This window comes from Ciceribacter sichuanensis (assembly GCF_024055605.1).
In the GTDB taxonomy this organism is placed as follows: Bacteria; Pseudomonadota; Alphaproteobacteria; order Rhizobiales; family Rhizobiaceae; genus Allorhizobium; species Allorhizobium sichuanense.
In genome coordinates this window covers 1-23,545 of the sequence record NZ_JAMXLX010000013.1, presented here as the reverse complement: position 1 = coordinate 23,545, position 23,545 = coordinate 1, and the positions used below count along the sequence as shown (strand labels likewise).

The 23,545-nt window shown below is 58.4% G+C and carries 14 protein-coding genes and 2 pseudogenes; 4 read left to right on the top strand and 12 right to left on the bottom strand.

The annotated features are described in order from the left end of the window. Positions 1 to 4: 4 nt before the first annotated feature. Genes NBH21_RS24440 through NBH21_RS24430 form a run of 3 tightly spaced genes read right to left on the bottom strand, consistent with a single transcriptional unit; the run spans position 5 to position 3,762 of the window. Positions 5 to 700 (bottom strand): calcium-binding protein, encoded by a 696-nt coding sequence (locus NBH21_RS24440; RefSeq protein ID WP_250913216.1) that lies wholly within the window; start codon positions 698 to 700, stop codon positions 5 to 7. A 34-nt stretch (positions 701 to 734) separates the two neighbouring features. Continuing rightward, positions 735 to 2,048 (bottom strand): HlyD family type I secretion periplasmic adaptor subunit, encoded by a 1,314-nt coding sequence (locus NBH21_RS24435; protein ID WP_250913215.1) that lies wholly within the window; start codon positions 2,046 to 2,048, stop codon positions 735 to 737. Further along, positions 2,038 to 3,762: a type I secretion system permease/ATPase gene (locus tag NBH21_RS24430; protein WP_252759591.1), complete on the bottom strand. Its 1,725-nt coding sequence runs from the start codon at positions 3,760 to 3,762 to the stop codon at positions 2,038 to 2,040. The genes NBH21_RS24435 and NBH21_RS24430 overlap by 11 nt, the downstream gene beginning before the upstream one ends. Positions 3,763 to 4,260: 498 nt before the next feature. Here NBH21_RS24430 and NBH21_RS24425 point away from each other — a divergent pair, with 498 nt between their 5' ends. Genes NBH21_RS24425 through NBH21_RS24415 form a run of 3 tightly spaced genes read left to right on the top strand, consistent with a single transcriptional unit; the run spans position 4,261 to position 10,899 of the window. Next, complete coding sequence (locus NBH21_RS24425; protein WP_250913214.1) at positions 4,261 to 7,335, top strand: TerB N-terminal domain-containing protein; 3,075 nt, start codon at positions 4,261 to 4,263, stop codon at positions 7,333 to 7,335. Beyond that, positions 7,332 to 8,654, top strand: a complete 1,323-nt coding sequence (locus tag NBH21_RS24420; RefSeq protein ID WP_250913213.1) for an ATP-binding protein — start codon at positions 7,332 to 7,334, stop codon at positions 8,652 to 8,654. Before NBH21_RS24425 ends, NBH21_RS24420 begins: the two co-directional genes overlap by 4 nt. After that, positions 8,635 to 10,899, top strand: a complete 2,265-nt coding sequence (locus NBH21_RS24415) for a DEAD/DEAH box helicase (protein WP_250913212.1) — start codon at positions 8,635 to 8,637, stop codon at positions 10,897 to 10,899. Before NBH21_RS24420 ends, NBH21_RS24415 begins: the two co-directional genes overlap by 20 nt. 136 nt (positions 10,900 to 11,035) lie before the next feature. Here NBH21_RS24415 and NBH21_RS24410 read toward each other — a convergent pair whose 3' ends face one another. The 9 genes and pseudogenes from NBH21_RS24410 to NBH21_RS26300 all read right to left on the bottom strand — a co-directional run. Continuing rightward, positions 11,036 to 11,566, bottom strand: a complete 531-nt coding sequence (locus NBH21_RS24410; protein ID WP_250913211.1) for a hypothetical protein — start codon at positions 11,564 to 11,566, stop codon at positions 11,036 to 11,038. Next, a complete protein-coding gene (locus NBH21_RS24405; protein WP_250913210.1) occupies positions 11,514 to 11,798 on the bottom strand; it encodes a metallophosphoesterase in 285 nt (94 codons plus the stop codon). The genes NBH21_RS24410 and NBH21_RS24405 overlap by 53 nt, the downstream gene beginning before the upstream one ends. Positions 11,799 to 12,854: 1,056 nt before the next feature. After that, positions 12,855 to 14,423, bottom strand: coding sequence for an MBL fold metallo-hydrolase (locus NBH21_RS24400; protein ID WP_250913209.1), 1,569 nt, complete (start codon positions 14,421 to 14,423; stop codon positions 12,855 to 12,857). Next, entirely contained in the window at positions 14,416 to 18,093 is a 3,678-nt protein-coding gene (locus NBH21_RS24395; RefSeq protein ID WP_250913208.1) for a S8 family serine peptidase, read from the bottom strand. The genes NBH21_RS24400 and NBH21_RS24395 overlap by 8 nt, the downstream gene beginning before the upstream one ends. 386 nt (positions 18,094 to 18,479) lie before the next feature. Then, positions 18,480 to 18,881: a transposase gene (locus tag NBH21_RS24390; RefSeq protein ID WP_250913207.1), complete on the bottom strand. Its 402-nt coding sequence runs from the start codon at positions 18,879 to 18,881 to the stop codon at positions 18,480 to 18,482. Positions 18,882 to 18,883: 2 nt separating this feature from the next. After that, positions 18,884 to 19,243, bottom strand: coding sequence for a hypothetical protein (locus NBH21_RS24385; protein WP_250913206.1), 360 nt, complete (start codon positions 19,241 to 19,243; stop codon positions 18,884 to 18,886). Then, entirely contained in the window at positions 19,244 to 20,068 is an 825-nt protein-coding gene (locus tag NBH21_RS24380; RefSeq protein WP_250913205.1) for a hypothetical protein, read from the bottom strand. Between the two features lie 105 nt (positions 20,069 to 20,173). Then, entirely contained in the window at positions 20,174 to 21,730 is a 1,557-nt protein-coding gene (locus tag NBH21_RS24375) for a DUF2272 domain-containing protein (RefSeq protein ID WP_250913204.1), read from the bottom strand. Between the two features lie 539 nt (positions 21,731 to 22,269). Further along, a pseudogene (locus NBH21_RS26300) lies at positions 22,270 to 22,362 on the bottom strand (GMC family oxidoreductase N-terminal domain-containing protein); the annotation flags it as partial. 242 nt (positions 22,363 to 22,604) lie between these two features. On the opposite strand from NBH21_RS26300, the pseudogene NBH21_RS24360 reads away from it, so the two are divergent. Continuing rightward, a pseudogene (locus NBH21_RS24360) lies at positions 22,605 to 23,416 on the top strand (IS3 family transposase); the annotation flags it as partial. Positions 23,417 to 23,545: the final 129 nt, after the last annotated feature.

The window sequence follows — 23,545 nt, the reverse complement described above, 5'->3', positions numbered from 1 at the left end:
GAAATTATGCGTAATAGAAATCAGAGGCGTCCAGCGCGGTAGACTGAACATTTTCGACGATCACGGACGTGCTGACGGTAGTGCCGACCATAAATTCTATCAACGACGACTCCGCTGTCCCATCGGCATCATTGTCGTAGTCACTGATTTTCCATGTGCTGGTGAGGCCTGAAGTGGTGCTGACATATATGCGGTCAGTGCCATCCACGAAATCCTTAATGATGTCCTGACCTCCATTGGCCTCGAAATAGAACCGATCGGCTCCATCCTGCCCCCAGAGTGTATCGTTTCCAGCGCCACCATAAATGCGGTCTGCTCCGGCTTGGCCGAAAATCGTATCATTGTCGGTGCCGCCGTAAAGGTAGTCGACGCCGTCGCCGCCAGCGAGGGTGTCGGTACCCGCTTCGCCATAGAGATAGTCAACATCCCCGTCACCGGAGAGCCAATCATTGCCATCCCCACCGTAGAGTGTATCTATGCCCGCTCCACCATACAGATTGTCATCACCGGCTTGACCATTCAGGGAATCGTCGCCATTGCTGCCGCTCAGGTAGTCGTTACCGCTGCCGCCGTTGAGGACGTCGGCAACCGTGCCGCCGGTGATCGTATCGTTCCCTGCAACGCCATTGAGGGTCCACGACACTGTGGCAGTTGACTTGCTGATCGTGTCGTCACCTGTGGTTCCAGTCCAAGTTGGCATTTCACATTCTCCTGTTAAGGTTGATGGTCATTGCTCAGTCTTCCCTGAAGACGCGGTTCGCATGGTCGCGGATCGGCTTCAGGAAATAGGACGCGACGGAGCGGGTGCCCGTCGCGATATAGGTTTCAACCGGCATGCCGGGGACAAGCGAGAGGCCGCCCGGAAGCTGCGCAAGCGCCTCATCGGTGATCGCTATTCCGACACGGAAGAAGCTGGCGCCGGTCTTCTGATCAGTTTCGAGATCAGCAGAGACGCGGATGACCTGACCCGTCAGTTCCGGCGTGGTATTGCGATTGAAGGCTGTCAGCCTCAGGGTCGCGGGCTGACCGATAGCGATCTGGTCGATGTCCTGTGGTGACACGCGGGCTTCGATCAATAGCGTTGTGTCCTGCGGGACGATCTCCATCAGGGTCTCGGCCGCCGTGACCACGCCGCCGACCGTGTGGATCGACAGCATGTGCACCGCACCGGAAATTGGCGCATTGATTATCGAATGCCTCAGTTGGTGGCGTGCTTTCACCTCATCCTCGGCGAGCGTGGCAAGTTGATTGGCGACATCGCGCAATTCGGCTGCCACCTCCGTCCGCAGATCCTGATCCACTTGCAGGATCTGAAGCTCGAGCTCGGCGATCCTGCCTTTTGATATGGCGATAGAGGCAATCACCTGACCGCGTTCGCCAACAAGTCGTGTGGCACTACGGTCGAGCGTGTTGACCTGGTTTAGGGTGATGGCACCAATCTCATACAACTGCCGCTTTCCACGCAACTCCTTCTCGATCAGGCTGATCTCGTCTGCTTTCGCCTGATGCTGGATCTCAAGGCCGCTGATCTGTTCTTGCAACTGCTGGATCTGCTCGGCCAGTTGTGCCTTCTGGCCTTCACGTGAGGCCCGGCGATCAAGGAACAGCCGGCGCTCGCTGGCCATGACTGCATTGACGCTATCGGCACCCAGGCGGTTCCGCAGTTCCTCGGAGAGGGTCACTATCGGTACTGCATCACGCTCGGCCTCCAGCCGAGCCTGTCTGGCGAGGAGCTGCGCGATATTCTTTTCTACCGCCTGAAGGCTCGCGCGGATCGCAGTATCGTCCATCCGAACAACCGTCTCGCCAACGGTTACCAATTGCCCTTCCTGAACCAGAAGTTCAGCGATAATGCCGCCATCCGGATGTTGAACCTTCTTGGTATTCCCCTCGACGACAAGGACACCTGATGAGATCACCGCGCCCGAAAGTTCGGCTGTTGCGGCCCAACTGCCGATGCCACCGAACACCGCAAGGATCCCCGCCACCCCGGCGAAAAGATTCCTGCGAAGGGATTTCGCAAGCATTGGCAGTTCGTCAGCGATCATGGCTAGGCCCCTCGCCGTCGATGACCGTTAGTTCGGGAGCGGCAGCAGAACGCGCGGGCTTGATTCGGTCGGAGGGGCGATCCCGAAGGCGGGAAAGCACAACCTCCCTTGGGCCAAAAGCCTTGACGGTACCGCGTTCCATCACAAGCAGAAAGTCGACGGAGGACAGGATGCTGTTTCGATGGGTGACGATCATAACGATCCTGCCTTGCTCCCTGAGACTGGCAACCGCATCGGCAAGGGCCCGGTCTCCTTCGGTGTCGAGATTGGAATTCGGTTCATCCAGAACCACAAGGAACGGATTTCCATAAAGAGCGCGGGCGAGTGCCACACGTTGGCGCTGGCCCGCCGATAGATTGACGCCGCCGTCGCCGATCTGCGTTTCGTATCCATCGGGCAGAGACACGATCATGTCATGGACGCCGGCAGCCCGTGCCGCCGCAACGATCTCCTCATGGGGAGCGCCACGGTCCAGCCGGGCGATGTTCTGGGCAATCGTGTCGGGGAAAAGGTCGAAGCTTTGCGGCATGTATCCGATGTGCCGTCCACGCGCGTGAGCCGGCCATTGGTCGAGCGATGCTCCGTCGAGGCAAACACGTCCACGCAATGAAGGCCAGACGCCGGTAATTGCGCGTACAAGTGAAGACTTTCCCGATGCACTCGGTCCAACAATGCCGATCACGTCTCCAGCATTCGCACGGAAGTTGATATTATGGACTGTTAATCGTTGGCGTTCGCCGGGTGGTCCGATAGACAATCCTTCGACGGTCAGACTGCTGGAGGGTACGGGGAGAGTGGTGCGGTCCCTTTCCTCCGGAAAGAGCTTAAGCACCTGCTGAAGTCGCCGCCATGCTGCCCGTGCTGAAATCATGTTGCGCCAGTTGCCGATAATCTGTTCGATTGGCTGCAGCGATCGAGCGACGATGATGGACGCGGCAACAATGCTGCCGCCTGTCATATCCCCCGTGATGACGAGCCATGCCCCAAGCGCCAGCGAACCGGATTGCACCATCTGGCGGAGGGTTCTGGAAAGGCCGGCAAAGAAAGCGGCGGTATCACCTGTCTTGCGCTGCAGTTCCGCCACACGACCATGCGCCTCACTCCAGCGAACGTTGATTTCCGGAAGCATCCCCATTGCCGCGATCGCTTCAGCATTCTGGCCCATCGCTTCGCCGAAGCGGTTTCGGTTCGACATCGCGTCGACAATACCGCTTGTGTTCCGGCGATTGAGAAGATCCGAGGCAAAGGTCAGGACCACCAGCAAGGCCATTGTTCCCGTCGCCAGACTGCCGATCAATGGATGCAGAAAAAAACTGATCGCCAGATAAATCGGCATCCAGGGAAGGTCCAGAAGAGCTGAAGGACCGGGGCCAGTCAGGAACGCTCTGATTTGTTCGGCATCGTGAGCCGGCTTGAGAACATCGCCTGCGATGCGCATTCGCAACGGAGCGCTGGCAATAATGGTGCTAACCCGATGCGAAAACCTTGCATCGAATATCCCTGCGATCCGGCTCAGGGCGCGGCCGCGGACGATATCGAGAAATCCCGCGAATGCACACAGACCGGCAACCAACAGCAGGAGCGCGACGAGCGTCGCGCCGCTTCTACTCGGAATCACCCGGTCGTAGACTTCCAGCATGAACATTGGTCCAGCCAGACCGAGCAGATTCATTATGCCGGAAAACACGGCAACCCCAGCGAAAGCCCGGCGCATCAAAATTCCTGCCTACATACTCAAAATATGGACAACTTTACCGATAATCGTTTTTAAAATGCATTTTTTGATACAAGCGAATATGGAGAACGAAAGTCAAGCGGTTCTTGCATTCATTCCGAGTTTTGGAATATTTTTCGCGAAATGGTTGAGGTGATTGGAAGAGGGACACAGTGGCTGGTGTCTTGTTCGTTCATAATAATTCCCCCGGGCAACACGGGTTCATCGCAGAAGCCTTGAAAAAATGGGGAAGTCGTCGCGGCGATCGGTTTACAGACCGCCCAAGGCATTGTGGGAATCCCGGTGGTCAAAAAGGCTTTAAAGCGTGGCTCCACACCGGATATCTGGCCGGATGCAGTTACGGCAGCGGTGGGAGTCCTTCCACGGAGAGGTCGGTTGAGGATCGAATACATGATCTCAAGACCGCGAATGTAAACAAGCTCTTGGCCATGCAAGCTCCCCGTGTATAGTAGATATCCACTTCGGGGTGAGGTTTTCGTGAAGTTCCGGCCGATTGTTGTTCTGGTTATTGCTGCGGGTTTGCTAAGCCTGCTGACCGCCGCCTCGGTCCAGGCAGCCGAGCGGTCGATTCGTGATATCCAGGAAGCTTTGGTTGACAAGGGCTTCAAGCCGGGTGTCGCCGATGGCATATGGGGCAAGAGGTCGATCGCGGCATTGCAGGCGTATCAGACGGCAAACGGCCTACCGCCCACCGGCGCGGCGGACCAGGCGACAATCGACCGCCTTTTTCCGACGCCTCCGGCGATAAAAGATCAAAAGCCCGCTGTTACTGGCTCGGCGTCGGAAAACGTAACGCCATTGACAAAGGTCCCGGAAGTCGAAACCAAACCGCTAGGTCCTATTGGCGGCTCCGCTTCCAGCACTATCGAACCCACCGCCGAAGTAAAGGCCGTCGAAACCGCCACGCCTTCGCAGCAGCCTCAGAGTACGCGGCAGGCCGACAGCGTCCCGCTGACGACCGAAAGTTCGGGTGATGCCGTCGCTCCCCGGTCATCGGCGGCTCCGTCCGATGGCGAGAACGCGTCCTGGAGCTTGGCGTTTGTCGGTCTGGCCGTCGGCGGTGTCGTACTGTTCTGGAGGAGACGGAAGCGAAAGCGGCAGGCCGCTAGCGCCAACGGCATGCCCACGGCTACTGACAGCGACACCACGGGAGAGCTGATATGGGACAAGGACGCTTTCCGGGTTCTAACGGAGCAGTCGACGACCACACGAACCGCCTCCCCGTCTCGGGACCGGGCGGCGTCGATGGACGCGCACAACAGGAACGTCACCGACTGGATCAAGGCTAACGCCTCCAAACCGAAATCCCTGTCCGATGGCGAAAATGACGACCTGACCTATATTACCGAGCGGGGGCAGAAGACTGGCGTGATCCACCCGCCGATACCCTCCCAGACGGGCACCCTGCTGAACTTCCATCGAGCAAAGGTAGTATCCCCTCCCCCTAAGACAGAGGCCTCTGCCACTAGAACGGCCGGAGCCGAGTGGATATCGCCGGGGAAGTCCGTCACCGTCGCTTCCGTCGCGATCTCGGGCGGCATGTTCTACCTTGGCGGCTTCCTCGGTAAGCAGGGAAGGCTGAACGAAAATGAGAACTGTCTGGTCAATCCGGCGCTAACCGTGGGAAGAGGCCGCGATCCGGCGGGTGTGTCCATGGGATACTGGCCATCATATGGCGGGATGTCCCCGGAAGCCAGAAGGTCCTATCTGGAATGGTTGGCAGGCGGCAGGTCGAATCCAGACGACTACATCGGTTACGTCTTCCTCTACTTCTACGGCCTCGAACGGCGGCTGCTCCTCGACGTCGATGCGTCCGATACAGCCGCCGTGCTGGCGGAGGTTAGACGACTTCTCGATGTTTACGGCCATAACGGCTCCTTCAACCGTTATGCCACGGAGTTACTGACCGCAGCCGAGCTCAGGAGCGGTGAGCCCTCCGCCCAGTTTCTCGCCAGGGTCGAACCTAACGGCTATGAGGTCCCCGCTGCGGTCAAGATCGCCCTCGGTATCCGGGTCCGGGACGAACGCCCGATCGAGGCTGATCTCATGCTTCGGTTCGCGCTGACCCATCCGGAGACCAGCGTCCGCACGCCTGCCAAGCGCGTTCCCTCCCTGTTGCGGGAACTCTACCTTCTGGAATTCGCGAAGCTCTATCCGGCGGGCTACCGGTCGAGGGCCGGACGGACAAAGAAGCTCAAGAAGCAGTACCAGGCCTGCAGCGGAAGCTTCAATCTCGAAATCAAGGTCCTCGGCGGAGACATTCCGGACATCACCGACCGGGAAGAACCGATCCGGATAGCGCGACGGGTCTTCAACGACTGCATGGAGCAGCTCGATGATTACAGCCGCACTCTTGGACGTCTCCCCGGTCTGCAGCCGAATTTGCTCGCCATATCCAAGCTCCCCGAGGCTCTGCGGATAACGGCCGCCGCGAGTTTGCCGGGCGATCCCCTGGCGGGCCTCCGACGTCTCGCCGACCAATCCTCCGAAACACGTATTGACCGTCTCGCCGAGCAGATAGGCATTGAGATGGGCCCCATCCCCGGCAAGGCCAAGCTCCGCGATCTAAGCCAGACCCTTTCCGGTTTCGGAATCGGCGCGACCTTCGATCCGGCGTTTGCCGTGAAGACGTCGGCAGGTGATGACACGGCGATCCTGTTTCCGATCTCGGCCCCCCTCCCCGCGGTGGCAACCGACGCCTACCGTACCCAACAGCTCTCGACGATGCTGGGCATGGTCGTCGGACATGCCGACGGCGATTTCCACGAACTGGAGCGAAAGGCGCTTCTTGACCGGATTGCGACCTCCACAGACCTGTCCGGAGATGAAAAGCGGAGGTTGGAAGCAGAAATCCGGCTGAACGAAAAGGACCCCGCGCGCCTAGATGACTGGCTCAAACGTCTGAAAGACGTCCCCGAACGCGCCCGGGACGCTGTCGCCGCCGAACTGGTCGCGCTCGCTTCCGCCGACGGCGACCTGCACGCCGACGAGGTCAGGAAACTCGAGGCGATCTTCAAAAGGATGGGGATCGACCAGAAGTCTCTCTACGAGCGTCTTCACGCGGGAAACAGCGCGACGCACACAGCCGGGCCCACATCGGCGCCTTCCGCCCCCTCCTCGAAAATCGCGCCTTCCCCTTCACCGACACGCATCGACCTTTCGAGACTTCAGAGCATCCGCTCGGCAACACGGGTTACCTCGAACGTCCTCGCCGACATTTTCGTCGACGAAAAGGAAGAAGCCGTCGCTGTGGTCCTCGAGACCCCGGTAGAAGCCACGCAAAGCGAGCTCTTCGAAGGCCTCGAACAGCGATACGGGGCTTTCCTGTCGGAAATCCTTCAGCGCGCAAGCTGGTCGAAAGACGATTTCGAACATCTGGCCCGAGACGCTTCCCTGATGCCTGGCGCGGCGAAGGAAGCAATCAACGACTGGGCGCTCGACCGTTTCGACGAACTCATGATCGAAGGCGACGATGAACTGGACATCAACAGCCATCTGCTTCCCACACCTCCGACAAGCCCATCAGCTATCAAAGAAGGCATGCCCGCATGACCACCAAGCCACCCGCCATCAAGCCGCGTGACCGCGACACAATCATCAGCGCGCTCCGGGCGGGTGTCGTCCCGAGGCTCGGCCTACAGCACATCCAGGTCGGACGTCAGCGCGAGATCGACGCGCTCATTCGTGACATACGCCGGGTGGGCGAAGGCGGATCGAGCATACGTTTCGTGATCGGCGCATACGGGGCTGGCAAGACGTTCTTCCTATTCCTCGTCCGACAGATCGCCCTCCAGAGCAAGCTGGCTGTCTGCCAGGCCGACTTGTCACCCGACCGACGCATCCACGCGACCAATGGCCAGGCCCGCTCGCTCTATGCCGAGCTGGCGCGAAGCCTTTCCACCCGCACTGCGCCCGACGGCGGCGCTCTGCGCAACATTCTCGAAAGCTATATCCAGAAGGCGACCGAGAAAGCGGGTGCGACGGGCGTGCCGATCGAGACGGCGGTCAAGGACGGCCTCGGTGACATCCGCGAGATGGCGGCGGGTTACGACTTCGCGACCGTGGTCGCCGCTTACGCCCGCGGATACGAAGACGGCAACAGCACCCTTCAGGACGCCGCCCTCCGCTGGCTCCGCGGCGAATACACCACCAAGACAGAGGCGCGACAGGATCTCGGTGTCAGGACAATCCTCGACGACGCGTCCTTCTACGACGGCCTGCGACTTCTGGCGGGGTTCGTCCGCGTCGCCGGGTTCGGCGGGATGATCGTCTGCCTCGATGAACTGGTAAATCTCTACAAGCTGCAAAGCGCCCAGGCTCGGAAGCAGAACTATGAGCAGATCCTCCGCATCCTGAACGACGTGCTCCAGGGGACTACCGAAGGCATCGGCTTCATCCTCGGCGGAACGCCGGAGTTCCTGCTCGACACCCGCCGGGGTCTCTACTCCTACGAAGCGCTGCAGAGCAGGCTTGCCGAAAACAGCTTTGCTGTGAACGGTCTCGCCGACTATTCGGGGCCTGTCATCAACCTGCCGAGCCTCACCCCGGAAGAACTCTTCCACCTGCTGGAAAGGCTCCGCGACGTATTTGCGGGCGGTGACCCGGAGAAACATCTGGTCCCGGACGAGGCACTCGTCGCCTTCATGGAGCACTGCTCGAACACCATCGGCGACGCCTACTTCCGCACGCCTCGGAACACCGTGAAGGCGTTCGTGGACCTTCTTGCGATCCTCGCGCAGAATCCCGACGTCAGGTGGAACGACCTGCTGACCCGTGTCGAAGTGAGCGAGGATCGCCAGGGCGCTGACGAGGCGGAAATCTCTGCAGACGCCGACGACGGGGACGACGAGCTTGCAACCCTCCGCCTTTGAGCGTCTCAGCCAACCGATCCGGCGCTGGATCTGGGCACAGAAGTGGCAGCGGCTGAGGGACGTTCAGGAGAAGGCGATACCTGCCGTTCTCGCGGGCGGCGACGTCGTCGTATCCGCCCGCACGGCTGCTGGAAAGACTGAAGCCGCGATCCTGCCGCTGTTGACCCGCGTCCTCGACGGCCAAGGGCGGGACGGCTTCCGTATTCTCTACGTCAGCCCGCTCAAGGCGCTCATCAACGACCAGTACCGTCGGCTCGAGCCGCTTTGCGGGGCCTGCGACATCCCGCTGCATAAATGGCACGGCGACGTGTCGGCCGACGCCAAGTCGCGGGCGCGTAAGAACCCGAGCGGGGTCGTACTGATCACGCCGGAATCGCTGGAGGCGCTCCTCGTCCGCCGGGGCAAGGAAGTACGCTTCCTGTTCTCCTCGCTGGAGGCCATAGTCATCGACGAGCTCCACGCCTTCATCGGGACCGAGCGGGGCATGCAGCTTCAGTCCATCCTCAATCGGATCGAGATCGAGTGCGGTCGGGAGCGGATCGACCGCGTCGGCCTTTCGGCGACGCTTGGTGATATGCGGCTGGCCGCCGACGCGCTGCGTCCTGCCGGCGGCGCGAACGTCGCGGTCATCGAAGGGAACGACGAAGGGAACGGGCTCAAATTACAGATCCGAGGGTACTACGATAAGGAAGAGATCTCCAAGGATGACAGCGAAGAGGTCGCGGAAACGCCGCCCGGTACAGAGACAGACGAGCGGCACGGCATCCCGGAGCGCCTAGCCAACGACCTCTTCCGTTTCCTGCGCGGGCACCGGAACCTTTTGTTCGGCGGGTCTCGAGAACGGGTCGAGCTCTACGCGGATCGGCTCCGTCTTATGTGCGAGGAGAACCGGGTCCCGAACGAGTTCTTCCCTCATCACGGCAGCCTTTCCAAGGCAGAACGTGAGGATGTCGAGCTTAGGCTCCGCGATGATCCGCGGCCTACGACGGCCGTCGCGACGACGACATTGGAACTCGGCATCGATATCGGCGACGTGGAATCCGTTGCCCAGATTGGGCCGGGCTTTTCAGTGTCGTCACTCAGGCAGCGCCTTGGCCGTTCGGGACGAAGGGCCGGACGGCCGGCCGTCATGCGGATGTTCGTCATCGAGCGAAATCCGGGCCGCGGACAGCATCCGCTCGAGCGCCTGAACCTCGGGCTTGTCCAATCGATCGCCATGATCGAGTGCCTCAAGGACGGCTGGTGCGAGCCGCCTGCGCCGACAGGCGTTCACCTTTCGACACTCCTTCACCAAGTCCTCGCCCTAATACTTCAGAATGGGGGAGTTTCACTGCAGACCGCGTGGAAAGTGCTATGCGACCGAGGTCCCTTCAAGTCGGTGGACCGCACGACATTCGCCGATCTTCTACGCTGTATGGCGTCCGAAGAAAATAAGCTCATCGAACAGTCGACCGAGGGCTTGCTGATGATCGGGGAGTTCGGGGAAAGGATCACCGAGGCGCACGACTTCTACCCGGTGTTCTCGACGGAGCGGGAATACCGGATCATGCATGACGCCAGAACGCTGGGCACCTACCCGCTGGAATCGGCGATCAGGTCGGGGGAGACGCTGATTTTCGCCGGACGGCGCTGGCAGGTCCTCGAGGTGGACGACGCCACTCGGATCATAACCGTGAAACCGACCCGGGGCGGCAAGCCGCCGCGCTTCAGCGGGAATGTCGGTGGATTGCACGATCGCATAGTGCTGGAGATGAAACGAGTGCTCCAAAGTAGCGAGCAGTACGCATACATTGATCGCGTCGCTGCGGAAATGTTGGGCAGCGCCCGGGCGTGTTTTGGTGAACTTGGGCTGGCCACGCGATCGATCCTGCCATACGCCGATGGTGCTCTGGTTCTGCCCTGGATCGGGACCAGGAAGTTGACCACCCTCGCTCTCGCCTTCCTCTCGCGTGATTTCCGGACCGCGCAGTACCAGCACTCCCTCGAACTCCAGGACTGTGATCCCGAAGGCGCCAGTCAATGCCTCGAGCGGTGGTCAGCGGGCGACGTGCCGACGATCGACGCCCTGATGACCGGGGTGGCCCGGCCGAATGTCGCACGCTTCGACAATCATCTCTCATGGGACCTGATGACGATGGTCACCGTTCGGGAGCGGCTCGACTATGGGGCTCTCCAAGGCATTGCCATTAGCCTTTGCGACGACCACGAGGTCAAACCCAGAGATGTAGCCTCAGAGGGCCTTTAAATAGCGAGGAGGCTTAAGCTCTTGAAGGGATCTGAACCACTGGCACGTCTTCATGATCCAAGCGCCTTCTGATCTCTCTGAGATTTTCTGGCGCAACGCGCTTTCTGGAAACCATGGAAATTGGTCCCCCTCTCCATTAATCGGGCTGCCACTCACCAACGTGGATCGCACCGGTCTCGGTCAGTTCGGTGCATACGAAGTGTGAAAGCGCATCACGCCTGACGACCGCGGCGCTCAGCCTGCCGGTTCGATACGCTCCGGTATCCAATGCTATGCGATTTGAGTAGACTTCGGGCCACAGAGACTTGGTGATCGTGTGACCGTGCAAAACGACATGGCCGAAGCCGTCGATATGATCGAGAAATCCCGCCCTGATCCAGCGCAAATCGTATTCGGTTTGCCTTGCGAGTTGAACGCCGGGGCGTATTCCAGCATGAACAAAACAGAAGCGCCCGATCTCCTTGAATGTCAGCGCGTTTTCCAGCAACTCCGCGTGGCGTGGGAAAACGCGGCGGATATCGGCGGCGATGTTCTCAAAATCAGGGACCGGGCGACTGGAGTAGGCGCTCACCGTTGCGACGCCTCCCCAGTCCAACCAGTTGACGGCGTCCTCATCAGTGATGAGTGCCGCGAAGGAGTTCACGCAAGTAAAAATCATGGTTGCCAAGAACCAGCCGGGACCCTGGATAAAGGTCGAGTGTCGAGCAAACCTGATCAAGTACCTTCGGACTGTCAGGGCCGCGGTCGATCAGGTCGCCCAGAAAGATCACGACCGGCTTGGATTGATGATCATCCGAGGCAGCTGCGATGTAGCCAAGCATGGCTTCAAGAAGGTCGGCGCGTCCATGAATGTCGGCAATGGCATAGATTTCGGACGATAAGCTCTCGGTCGTAGTCACTATTTTTCCTGCAGGCAAACATGGTGCGTGAAATCAACCCTGGTGCTGCAAGGCATAGAGACTTGGAGCGACGAGGAAAGGACCAAGGCCAAGTCTGATGGTCGCAGTTCCTATAGGCCATCCCGGGAGTGACGCGCCACAAAAATTGACAACGAACGATTGGAATTGAACGGAGTCAAACCATCGCTTCCAAACTCTTTGACACAAAGAGTGATTGCTAAATTTTACACCACATGATTGTCGTAGTCGCTCAATTGCCTGTTACCGTTTCATATAATTCCGAGTTATGTGAACTTCGATACCCGCAATGGCTATCTTAATCGTCGCGAATTGCAATCATCCGGTTCACCACTTAATGAAATACCCTTTTTTGAATTACTTGGCGGGCAGTCTCTCGAAACCCGTGCTCCACGCAGGATCGTGAGCTGCCGCCTGAGGAACTGGAGACCTTCGATTTACTGCTGGTGCTAAAACGCCATAATGCGCTCTGCTCCAAATCTTACCCGGCCTTGGCCTAGGCTCGCTGATCACCGCGAAAAGCCAGCACGGCTTGATTACTTCCCTCTGTACGATCGGCGGCAAATCCGCCTCTCAGGATTGCCTGACCATACTGACTGACAAAGTTATTGAACCCCAGTTATTCCAATGCATTGCAGGAATATCGTTCACCACACAACAAAGCATGCCGTCCCGTGTTGGCGTCCACGTTTTACGACTGCCGATCGCAAAGAGACTATCATCAGCGCGGTCTACTGCGCCCATAAGGCGGAACCATCGATCAGACGGTGACCGCTTCAGGTGTGCGACGGGCTCGAGAAGTTTCCCCTCATAACCATCTGGTCCACACGGGACGAACCAGTCCCACCAGGTCCCCATTGCCGACAGTTCATAAGTCCTCCCGGCCTGCACCGGGCAGATGTCGTTCCAGTTCGGTCGCACAAAAACCTTCACGGTCGGCATTTCAACTCCCTTTATGTCCGACATTGGTCGGAGCGATGGCTGCCAAGGACCTTCAGTGACGGCCCAACGTCTGAGCCGACACTAGCCCACCGGAACCTAAGCGAGATCAACCTCGACCCAAAGCCCGCCAGGTTCGCGCTTCTGGTCGCGGACGGCACTGCGGACGTCAAGAATAGATCCGGAAGGATAGGCGAAATCAGGCTTACCATTGACAGTTGCCAGCCATGCGTCGTCAGCGCGGATAACGCGGCCGCCGGTTTTGGTTGTGAGGGCCTGTAGGATGGCATCGTAGGGCATCGCGCCCCAACGGACTTTCACCGCATCGTTCTTGTTCGTCGGGATGAATGCCGAAAGGTCGGGATTGGTCATCAGACCAAGTCCGTTCTTGTCCGGCGTCGCGTTTTCGCTGCCGTGATGGGAAACCTTGAGATAGACCGTGCGCGCCATCAGGTCGGCTGCGTGTACTTCGGCCTGATCGACCGTCCACTTGGAATCCATCCAGCTCAACCAGTTTCCGATCTGGGCATCGCCAGGAAACAGGAAGACCCGTCCGCTGTCGATCATTTCGAATGCCAGCACGAGGCTGGTGTTGTTGACACCGCGATCGAGCTGCATGGCGAGGTCAGCGGCAATGCCCAGCCAGTCTGCATCAATCCGGCGCCAGGACTGGTCCCTCACCGTTTCATCATCGATCCTGGGCTTGGCACCCGGCGTCGGTAAGCTTTCCGAGTAATGCCTTCGAACAAAATCGGATGTCTCTCCGTCCACCGACCCGGCCAGGATTTCTGAAAGCGGAGTCCCGATATGCGGGTCAAAAGGGCACGCATAATCTGCAGGATAGGCGGCGCTATCAGCATTGTTGGCATCCAGCGCGGCACGCAAGGGCTTCAGGAATAGAGGGGCACTGTCGGCAGCCAGCGGATATTGCTCGCTCGCCTTGGTCTCCAGCTTCAGTGCGTCCTTGCTACGTGGCGGGCCAAACACGTAGATGCGAATGTTCGGCAGGCCGGGGATCGAGAATGGCGCAGTCTCCGGCCCCATGTAGACAGGCGGCTGCCTTTTCGAAAGCGCGGCGGCGGCGTCCCGCGCGGCCCGAACTTTCTCGCCCGTAGCTCCGAATTGGAACCCCAGCACCGAATTCAAGCCATCACGGAGGCCACCCAGGTAGCTGTCCATGCCCTTGACCGCGTCCAATTTGGCGCTCGCGCCCTGCAGAGCAGCGAGGGCCTGGGTCTTGAACCTGTCAAATGCGATAGCATCGGGATCCTTCGGGTTCTCGCTCCAGGCCATCCAGACTTCGTCGACGGCGAATTTGTTTTTGTCGAAGACCTCCGCCGCACTGGTAAAACCGGAAACGTGATCCCAGTGTTCGTGCGTCACTACCAGGACGTCGATCTTTCCGCCTGTCTCCTTCTTTATATCGGCAGCGATATCCCGAATGAGATCTCCACCGCCGGTAACAGAGGTGTGAACACCGCAGTCTATCAGCATCCGAAACAGGGAGCCGTCGGACTTGCGAAATGTCAGGAGATGGCTGTCACCTATGCCCTGGCAGTAGTGGCGAACGGTGATCGCGGGAAGAGCGCTGTTCACCACGGACGCCGATGCTGTCGCGTTTGCGGCTGCCGATGTCCTTTTTCTTGGCTTTGCGGGTGCCTTAGCCATGGTCGTGTCCCCCATGATCTGCGTGTAGCATCGCGAACGGCTCGGACTTAGTTTCACCGAAATACAGAGCTCTCAGCGGCGACATGTAATGGGCTCTAGCCGCTTTCGCCTGCCGCTTCTGGCGCGCATCGCTTCCCGTATTCTTGATGATTGCGTAACGGATTTCCTCCTGCCCCTTGCGCGGATCGATTATCACCGTGGCGCCTCCGCGAAACCAGAGGAATTCCTCGCCAGTATTCACGCCTTCCATCGCCATCGTTCCGTCCGGTCTCAGTGGAACACGCTGCTGGATCGTGACGATCACCTCGGTGCGAAACGATCCGTCCGGCTCGACGCGGCGCGTTGGCCGCACGCCATAGACATCGAACGTCGTGCCGCCGTTATCGGGTTTCTTGAGCAATGTACCGTCGTCCCGGTAACGCGGCAGGTCGGGCAACAAACCGAAATGTGCGTGGATCGCCGGGTTCTCCAGCAGAACACTCTTCAATCCCGTCCACATCTTCCAACGGTTGCTTTCGTTGAATTCGAATATTTTTGATCGGGTTAGCTTACGATCCCAGCCGAGATCTATCCCTTTCAGGATATTTTCTAACCATGGCGTGGCAACCGCTGGCGTATCCCACGTCAAAGTTTCCTCCGAAACGGTTCGCACGTCACGCGGCAACAGTTTCCATTTCCGGAAGGAATCCATGAAGGCCAAACGATAATTGTAGGTGTCTTCTGGAAAGACATCTAAATCAGCCGTGATCACGGCCCTGAGATACTCACCAAACGTAATATCGACTGCGGGGCAATAATCTAGAGCTCGAATACACATGTCGAGCATGCTGCGCGCAGTCTTGACGATGTCGTCCGTCAGACGTTCGACAAGCCCCGGATGCAAAGCACCGGCTGGCAAGATGCCACTGCCGCCTGTCGCGAGCTGTATGAGACTTTCCGTTCGCCGCGCGACGATTGCCTGGAAGGCATCGTAGACCGCAAAGACGAGGATCGAGCCTCTGTCATGCGGTTCAAAGGTCTTTTCATAGTCGAGCTCTGCCATCTTCGGTTTGGCATAATCGCGCAGAGGGCCGGATCGACCGCTCCCTTCCCCAAACTGAAGGGCGAGACCCGACAGGAGATTAACGGCCGAAAGATTGCCACGCGTTCGCGCGATTTCGAAGCTGACAAGTTCCTTCATGGTGAAGTGCTGGAACAACGCAACGATATCGGCAAACCCTTCGTGAAACGCAGGCACGTCCGGATTGGAAGCCTCCTGGAAACGGCGATGCAGACCATCGAGCAGTGCATGCGAGGTTTCATGGGCGATGATATCGAAGGATAAGCAGGAGAAGACCATGGATCCCGGCGCGGTGGTGTCCTCGCCGCCGCTATCGGCCGGAAAATAGCCAAACAGCAAGGCTTTCTTGTCCGGGCTGTAATAGGCATTTTCCATGCGCAGCCCATGCGGATAGATGCGCAGTCGCGGCACTTCATAGCCCTTCGACTTCCTGTCGCCATCGCGCCCGATATAGCTGGCATAACGCGGTGCCCAGAGAGCTCGACGCCCCAGTGCCCGCTCAAAGTGACCGATCGTCGTCATGGCCACGGCATAGACCATCTGCTGGTGGAATTGCGGGTTGCCTTCCGAGGGAGTAAGACCATCTTGGGCAAGCAGACGCTTGTCGTTGAGATCGACGGGATCATAGACACGGTTCGAAGCCGGATCGACATCGACCACTTCGATGTACTCACCGACCGGACCCGGCATGAGCGACCCGTCCGGCCGGTCATCATCCCACGGTACCGAAAGAGTCGCCTGGTGAACTGCAACCGATTCGAGTTTCTTGCCGACCGCCGGATCGAGCGCATAAACGCGTAGCCGTCGTGCCGGCGGGGAGACCGCCCGAGGCTTGCGTGCGATCGGCAGCGCCGTAGGCGGAGCTGAAACAGCCGCCGTGGCCACTGCGGCTCGGCCAAGAGCAGCCTCCAGTACAGCTCGCAGGGGCTTGGAGGGATTGCCCTCGTCAAGGGCGGCCTCCAGATAACGATTGCGGGCAGCGGCTGGTATTTGTGCCGGATCCGCATCTGGATCGGAGATCGCCTGATCGACAGAAGCGACACGCTGCGCCATCTGTGTCAGCTCAAGTGCGAGCATACGCTGTTTCTGCCGCGCTTGCGGTCCTTCCGGCGCCAGACTGACGCCACCACCGATCAGGAGGTTGAGCCAGCTCCAGGAATCGGTCGCAAGTTTCAGTTTCTTCAGCTTGTTCGCGGCCAGCGGCAAGACGGCAAGCGCGTCTTCCGCCCGCAGGACGCCCTGGCCGACTTTCTCCAGAACTTCCTGCGCGTTCATTTTGGCGGTGGATTTCAGGGCTCGGGAGAACAGCGCGTGGCGAACGGCCTCGACGCGCATCCATGGCTCCGGATAGTTCTTCACCGTGTCCCAGTGTTCGGCCAGCCACAAGGCGGCGGCGGCGGCAATCTGTGGCGTCGCGGCCGAGGTGCCGGCGCCGTCCATGTCGACAATCTTGCCGCAATCAATTTCTGCCCAGGGAACGTTCGGCGTAAAGGCTCCCAACGCCGTTGCCATCTTGCTGTCGGGACCATAGTTGCCCTGCATCGTTCCGGATGCGAGGCCCGAATAGGAGCGACCATCGCTCATCACACCGCAGGCCGCCAGAACACGCTGGTAGCGGGCCGGGAAAACGATGCTCTTCGGCGACGGCCTATAAGCATAGTTGTTACCTGCAGCGGTGACCATGACCACGCCGTGCTCGTAGGCAAGATTGACAGCGTCGACGAGGGCTGCCGAGGACACTCCACCCATGCTCATGGAAAGCACATGGGCGCCCTGCTGGCGAGCATAGTCGAAACCCTGCACGAGTGTCGACGTACTGAAGCGCACGACCCAGTTCGCCACCCGCACTGGAATGATTTGCACGAGCGGAGCGCCGCCGACATAGTCGGAAAAGCCCGGCCAGCCCGGTGAGGTGCCATCCAGCCTGTTACCCGCCAGCAGGCTGAGTGTTCCGGTACCGTGCCCGCGATTGCTCAACGTCCCGGCGGGCGCATGATCAATCGCATCGTTTGGGCCGTGGCCGTCATCGACGAAATTACGCCAGAGCGCTTTATCTACGATCCCCACGGGCCGGGTCTGATGTTTCGGATCAAAGCCCGTGTCGAGGTGAGCAACGATGATCCTTTCCTGCTTGTTGCCAACCTTATGGCGCGCCGCGTCGAACTGGCTGAAGGCTGCGCCGGCATTCCAGGCGACTACTCCCTTTTTGACCGCCTTTCGGCCGCTGTCGTCCTGATCGTCGAAAACGCAGACAGGGCTGGCGCTCGCCGCCATGCCGCGGTCGCCATTCGCGTCTTTGTAGTCCCACTGCTGGACCAGATCGGGTTCGATGGCCAGCATCTGCGCTCCGCCTGCGACGGCAAAGGCCGAACCGCGATCGACGACGGCATGGGCATCATCCCATGGATTCTGCGAGTTCCTGAAATCTGCACCGAGCTTTAGCCACGTGGCACCTTGCCCCGCCTGGGCCGCCATACCAGCGGCCGGCTGGGGAGGCATGCTCAAGATCGGTTCGACCGAACCGGCTTTTACTCCGAGAGTTCGTTTGTTCGCCGTGAACGCAGTACCATCCCCAGCTACCTTGACAAGCAAACCTGCGATATCAGCCACGTCTCAGCCCCCCAGCTGCAAAATCACCGGATGAAACTTCAGGCTGACTTCACAGCCGATCTCTGATGTCGCGGCATATAATCATCAACCATAGGGAGAGTTCAACACTATTATTTGCGTCTCTGAGTGTTCAGGGGTCAGAACAAGAACTGTTCCCCCAGACACGCTAAGGCCGAACCGATCGTGAACCTTCGTCGGGGAGGCGCATGATGGTCTGCCGGCTGGTCGCGAATTTCCTTGCTATCGCCGAAACGCTCATGCCCGTCGCGAGATCGTTGCGGACACTCTGCTTCTGTTCATCGCTGATCGTAGGCAACAAGCCATCAGAAGGGATCTCAGGCCTATGGAGCGCGGCAGGGTCGCGTTTTCGACGAGAAGTGGTCATCTCACGCCCTGGCAGCCGCAATCAGGCTCGGAACGCCGATGATGGTGATAGCTCTTTTGATGTTGTAGGCGAGCGCGGTCAGGCTGAACGCCCCTCGAACGTTTGCCAGTCGGCGCATCAGAAACGCTCCCTGATTCATCCATTGTTTGATGGTGCCGAACGGGTGCTCGACACTCTCACGCCGCCGGTCGAGCACCTCGGGTCGAGCGGTGAGCCGCGCCGCCATACGGTCGAGTACGGCTTCATTCTCAAGCCGGATGATCCCCCGATAGGTTTTAGCAGTGCAGGCAGGGCGTAGCGTGCAGCTTTTGCAGACCTTGCGATTGCAATAGGTCACGCCGTCTCCCTGAAAAATGAAGAACGATTTAGCAATCGCGCGCGGGCGTTCATATCCCGTCAGCATCGTTATTGAGAGGGAACTGCGTCCATTCTCCACAATTCCAACGAAGGCTTCTCGAGGCCGCCTTCGAAGCCTACCCCGGGGCCACAGGCACCCGCAGCGGAACAGGGCGAAACCGGGGTCCCACCTCCGATTGGAACGGTCGGCGTGCCGGTGGGGCCACACGGCGTGGTGTTGCTAGCGAAATCTTTTTTTGCGACACCCGGCGGACACGCAAGTATCGTGATGCTTTCCGACGACTGATGCTTTTTATAAAATTCTGCCAATCCTGGGAACGTTTTGAAGACATTCTCCTTGTCGTCGGCGTGTACGGCACTTCCCGTCATCATCAGCAGCAGGATACTTAAATAGAAGAGCTTTCGCATTTAAAGCACCCCGCACAATGTGGTTATCCGGCCGGGTATTGTCTTTGATGTTGCGATAAAATCGCCAATTTCCTTCACCCTAGCCGCCATCTGTGCACGGCAAACAGATCTTATCGTCCCCGAGTTGGAATCGGCTTCAAACGTCACCTCAATTTCTTTTGGTTTGATGCGGTTGACGGCGTCGATGAAGGTCCCCCATGTCGCGATTTCAGCAGACTTGGGAACATGTAGAATCTCTTTGTAGATAACCTGTCCGGCAGGCAACGCGAAGGGAGCAGCGTCATCTTCCTTGCCCAGCCATTTCCCAAAGTTTTCTTCATGCATTTTCACAAAGTCACGCCAATGGTAGCTGTACACCTCACCCCCAAACGTAAATTCCACGTCCGTGGCTTCAACAGTTACAGTTTTGGCAGGGTCTACTGAATTCCTGAAGACGACTGGAAATGTCACGGCCATCTGCGAGGCTCGGCGCTCTTCTTCGGTTTTCCCCGGATCTGCCAAGGTCCGGAAATCGATCACCTTGAGGGGGTCCATAGACAGTTGCCCAGCGGGCGGCTGCAGCGAGGTTATGGTCCCTGGAGAAAAGAAGAAAGTCAGAGCAAATGCCGCGATACCGCCCCCGGCGCGGATAGCAATGCCTGGACCATTAAGCGTAACACCGAGAAAACCCGGCACGGTGGCGACAAGTGCTCCGATCGCGAAAGACAGAATTATCCTGACCAATAGAAACAAGGAGGGGTCGAAAGGCCTGTCACGTATCACGAGATACATGACGAAGAAGACAATGATGACACCTACCCCTAAACCTACACGTCGTTCAAACATCGACTTCCCCTGATTGAACCAGATTGCTGCATTCATGTGTTTGCCGCTCGACCACGCACCGCGTCGGCCACAGCAACGGCCTCATGGACGTCGACGTCTGCCTGGTCATCCGATCAAGCCGGCGCGGTTCTTCAAAAGCGCGATAACTTTCTGCCCCGGTTTGATGAAGCCGTTGCCGTCCAGTTCATATTCCTGGATCTCGCCGCCGAACGACACGGTATCGCCGACATTGCCGCCGATCACTCGAACCACGTCAGGCGTGACCTCCACCACGATGTCGGAATGGCTGATGTATTCCGCGTGGTTTTCCGCGTAGGAGTAGCTGAACGTCCGCCCGCTACGATTCCGCTGGATGATGTCTCCCAACTCCGGCTTTTCCTCGGTGATGCGAAAGCCCCAGTAGGGTTTGTCCTGGCGGCCTGTCACACGCGCCTTGATCGCATTATTGACGAAGACCGAGTGGCTGGCCGCAAACTGGAAATTCGCATAGGCAGGTCCGGCTTTGCGGACGACCCAAGAGATAAATGCCGCAGACCAAGGGACTTCTTCGCCATTCGGATATTTGCTACGGCCATCGTATGGCTCACCGATGGCTGCCCACATTTCGCGGACGTATTTATAGAAGGGATCCGATGCCTCGTTGGCCCGTCCTTTCTCAAACCGCACCCATTCGCCAATGGCGGCCGTCAGAAGAGCCTCCACCTCAGGGCGTCCCGGGGACCGTAAATATTTCCCGAACGCGACGCCTTCGTCTGTCCCTGCCTTGATTTTACGCCAACCATCTTCAGAGGCTTCGCCAAGGTCCGTAACGTTTTCGCCGATCGTCAGGTCGCGAATAATCTCGCCGTTTGGAGAGGTTCGAAGACGTAGACCTTCCGTCGTGACCCGTTTCTGAGGACCGATGGCATGCTCGATTGCAGCCGCATCCATGTGACCGCCCAACGTTGCATCAATATCAGTGTCCCAAGCCAGAAGGCCCTCCCCGGCTTCATCCACCTGAAACACACCCAGTTCTTCGCGCCGAACCCTCACGACATTACGGTCGTAGCCGACACCAGAAGCCTGGTGCGTCACCTCGGGCGGGATCTGACGCATCGACCAACGATTCGAGTAGAAATATTGCTCGGTTCCCAGAAAGAGCCGAGACATTGACATCCAGGGAACTGTGATCAGCCTTTCAGCTACAAGTTTGGAAAGGACTGCTCCGCTTCCATACGCACCAATCGCGAAGGCGCCATCAATCTCGTTTTTGACCGCAGTGAAATAGTCGACGATCGGGCCGTCGATTTCAGCAGTGCTGTAGTCAGCATCAACCGCAAAGAGGATGGTGCTGCCCCTGCCCTTTGGCTGACCAACGCGCTTGGCGAAATCCATGGCGCTTTTTGCGTTTGCCTTTCCAGCCTGACGCGTAAAGTTGGAAATATCGCGGCTGCTGTCCTGAAAGACCGGCAGAATGCCAAATCCTTCCTTAGAAAGGAACTTCGCCTCTTCGGCGGTGATCGTTTTCGGACGGGCTGAACTTGCATAGTACCGGATGAGCGTGTCGACGCCGCTCTGCTTGAGAAAGGACAAAAATCCACGCCCAGCGCTGTTGTTAAGTCGAATGCTGACATCGGCCGCAGACCAACCAGCCGCATTCGAGAAGTCATCTCGATAGGACATCTGTATTCCCCCAAAAATTGTCTTGAAGCACTGCATCGCTGATGATCACAGCGGTGAAAGTGGTCTGTTTATTTCCATGGAGCTTCAGATGGCGATCTTACGATTCTCCCATCACCATGCTCTGTATGCGATGCCACACAAATAATTGGATAGGAAGAGAACGTCTTTTGTTACGCGGACGCCATTAGCTCGTAACTCGCGAGCGTACTTGGTTACAAGTACACAACATTGCTTGGGTAACCAGCTATAATCCGGAGTTTTTCTAATGATGCAGAATACGCATACTTACACGGAATGCAATACATGTCGCATCGAATAAAACACGTTCTAGGGGTATTTGAACCCTTACGCTGCGGCCTTCGCAGCGCTCATTTCTTTGCGAGATCGAATAGGAGTCGATCCATAAGAGTTCTCCAAGGGACGGTCTCATCTGCGTGTGTAAGAGCCCGATCCACCGCATGAAACCCGAGCGCCCGATAGGCTTCGAACTGCTCTTCGGAAAAGAACTGATCACTGGTGGCCTCATGAGGAAAACGCGGAAATCTGCGTTCATCCCCGCGCACGTAGATCATGCCGTTGATCGAGGAGCAGCCGCCGAGCGTCTTGCCACGCGGATATGGCTGTAGCGACCGAAGGCCTCATCATGCTGATAGGACGTCTCCTGCCAGCGCGGCAATTGGTCTCTGTATCCGACTGATGCTGACCTGCGACTGAACTTTCATCCGAGGCTCTAATCGCCGCCGGATGAAAGTTCAGTCGCAGGTCAGCCGCACCGTTGATCTCGGACCACAATCCGGTGAGCACGGATTTTGGTCTGCCCCTGAAAAGTGATCCTTCTTGAAGTATGGCTTATGAGCCGAGGAAGGACATTGAAATGGCAGGGAAAAGACACAAGGCAGAAGAGATCGTCACCAAGCTCCGTCAGGTTGACGTGCTGAATGCACAGGGCAAGTCGATGTCGGAGGCAATCCGGTCGATAGGCGTGACGGAAGTTACATACTATCGCTGGCGAGCCGAATACGGCGGCCTGAAGGGCGATCAGGTTAAGCGCTTGAAGGAACTTGAGGCAGAGAATGCCCGGCTGCGGCGTGCTGTTTCCGATCTCACTTTGGACAAGATGATCCTGGCCGAGGCCGCCAAGGGAAACTTCTGAGCCCCACCCGTCGCCGCGCTTGCGTGGATCATGTCATTGAGGAACTGGGCGTGTCCGAGAGACGGGCATGTCGGGTTCTCGGACAGCATCGTTCCACGCAGCGCAAGATCGCCAGGCCCCTGGATGATGAGAAGGCGTTGACCGCTGACATCACGGCGCTCGCTCTCCAGTACGGCCGCTATGGCTATCGCCGCATCACCGCGATGCTACACCAGGCTGGCTGGATCGTGAACGTCAAACGGGTCGAGCGTATCTGGCGACAGGAGGGGCTGAAAGTGCCGCACAAGCAACCCAAACGCGGTCGGCTGTGGTTGAACGACAGCTCATGCGTCCGGCTTCGACCGGAATACCCGAACCATGTCTGGTCCTACGACTTCGTCGAGGACCGCACACACAACGGCAGGAAAATCCGCATGCTCAATGTGATCGACGAGTTCACACGGGAATGCATCGCCATAAGGGTCGAGAGAAAGCTGAAGGCCGTCGATGTCATCGACGTGCTTTCTGACCTCTTTGTCCTGCGCGGCATCCCCACTGACCTGCTCCCCTGGAATGTCCTCGGTTTGAGGTTAGTCTGTTCTCCGGAGAAGGAGACAGAGAATGAAGCGTTCCCGTTTCAGCGACGAGCAGATCATCGGTATTCTGAAGGAGCATCAGGCCGG

Coding starts and splice junctions, on each gene's coding strand:
- NBH21_RS24390 (WP_250913207.1), bottom strand. CDS start 18,881: ATGCTGACGGGATATGAACGCCCGCGCGCGATTGCTAAATCGTTCTTC.
- NBH21_RS24430 (WP_252759591.1), bottom strand. CDS start 3,762: ATGCGCCGGGCTTTCGCTGGGGTTGCCGTGTTTTCCGGCATAATGAAT.
- NBH21_RS24380 (WP_250913205.1), bottom strand. CDS start 20,068: ATGTTTGAACGACGTGTAGGTTTAGGGGTAGGTGTCATCATTGTCTTC.
- NBH21_RS24420 (WP_250913213.1), top strand. CDS start 7,332: ATGACCACCAAGCCACCCGCCATCAAGCCGCGTGACCGCGACACAATC.
- NBH21_RS24440 (WP_250913216.1), bottom strand. CDS start 700: ATGCCAACTTGGACTGGAACCACAGGTGACGACACGATCAGCAAGTCA.
- NBH21_RS24385 (WP_250913206.1), bottom strand. CDS start 19,243: ATGCGAAAGCTCTTCTATTTAAGTATCCTGCTGCTGATGATGACGGGA.
- NBH21_RS24435 (WP_250913215.1), bottom strand. CDS start 2,048: ATGATCGCTGACGAACTGCCAATGCTTGCGAAATCCCTTCGCAGGAAT.
- NBH21_RS24400 (WP_250913209.1), bottom strand. CDS start 14,423: ATGGCTAAGGCACCCGCAAAGCCAAGAAAAAGGACATCGGCAGCCGCA.
- NBH21_RS24375 (WP_250913204.1), bottom strand. CDS start 21,730: ATGTCCTATCGAGATGACTTCTCGAATGCGGCTGGTTGGTCTGCGGCC.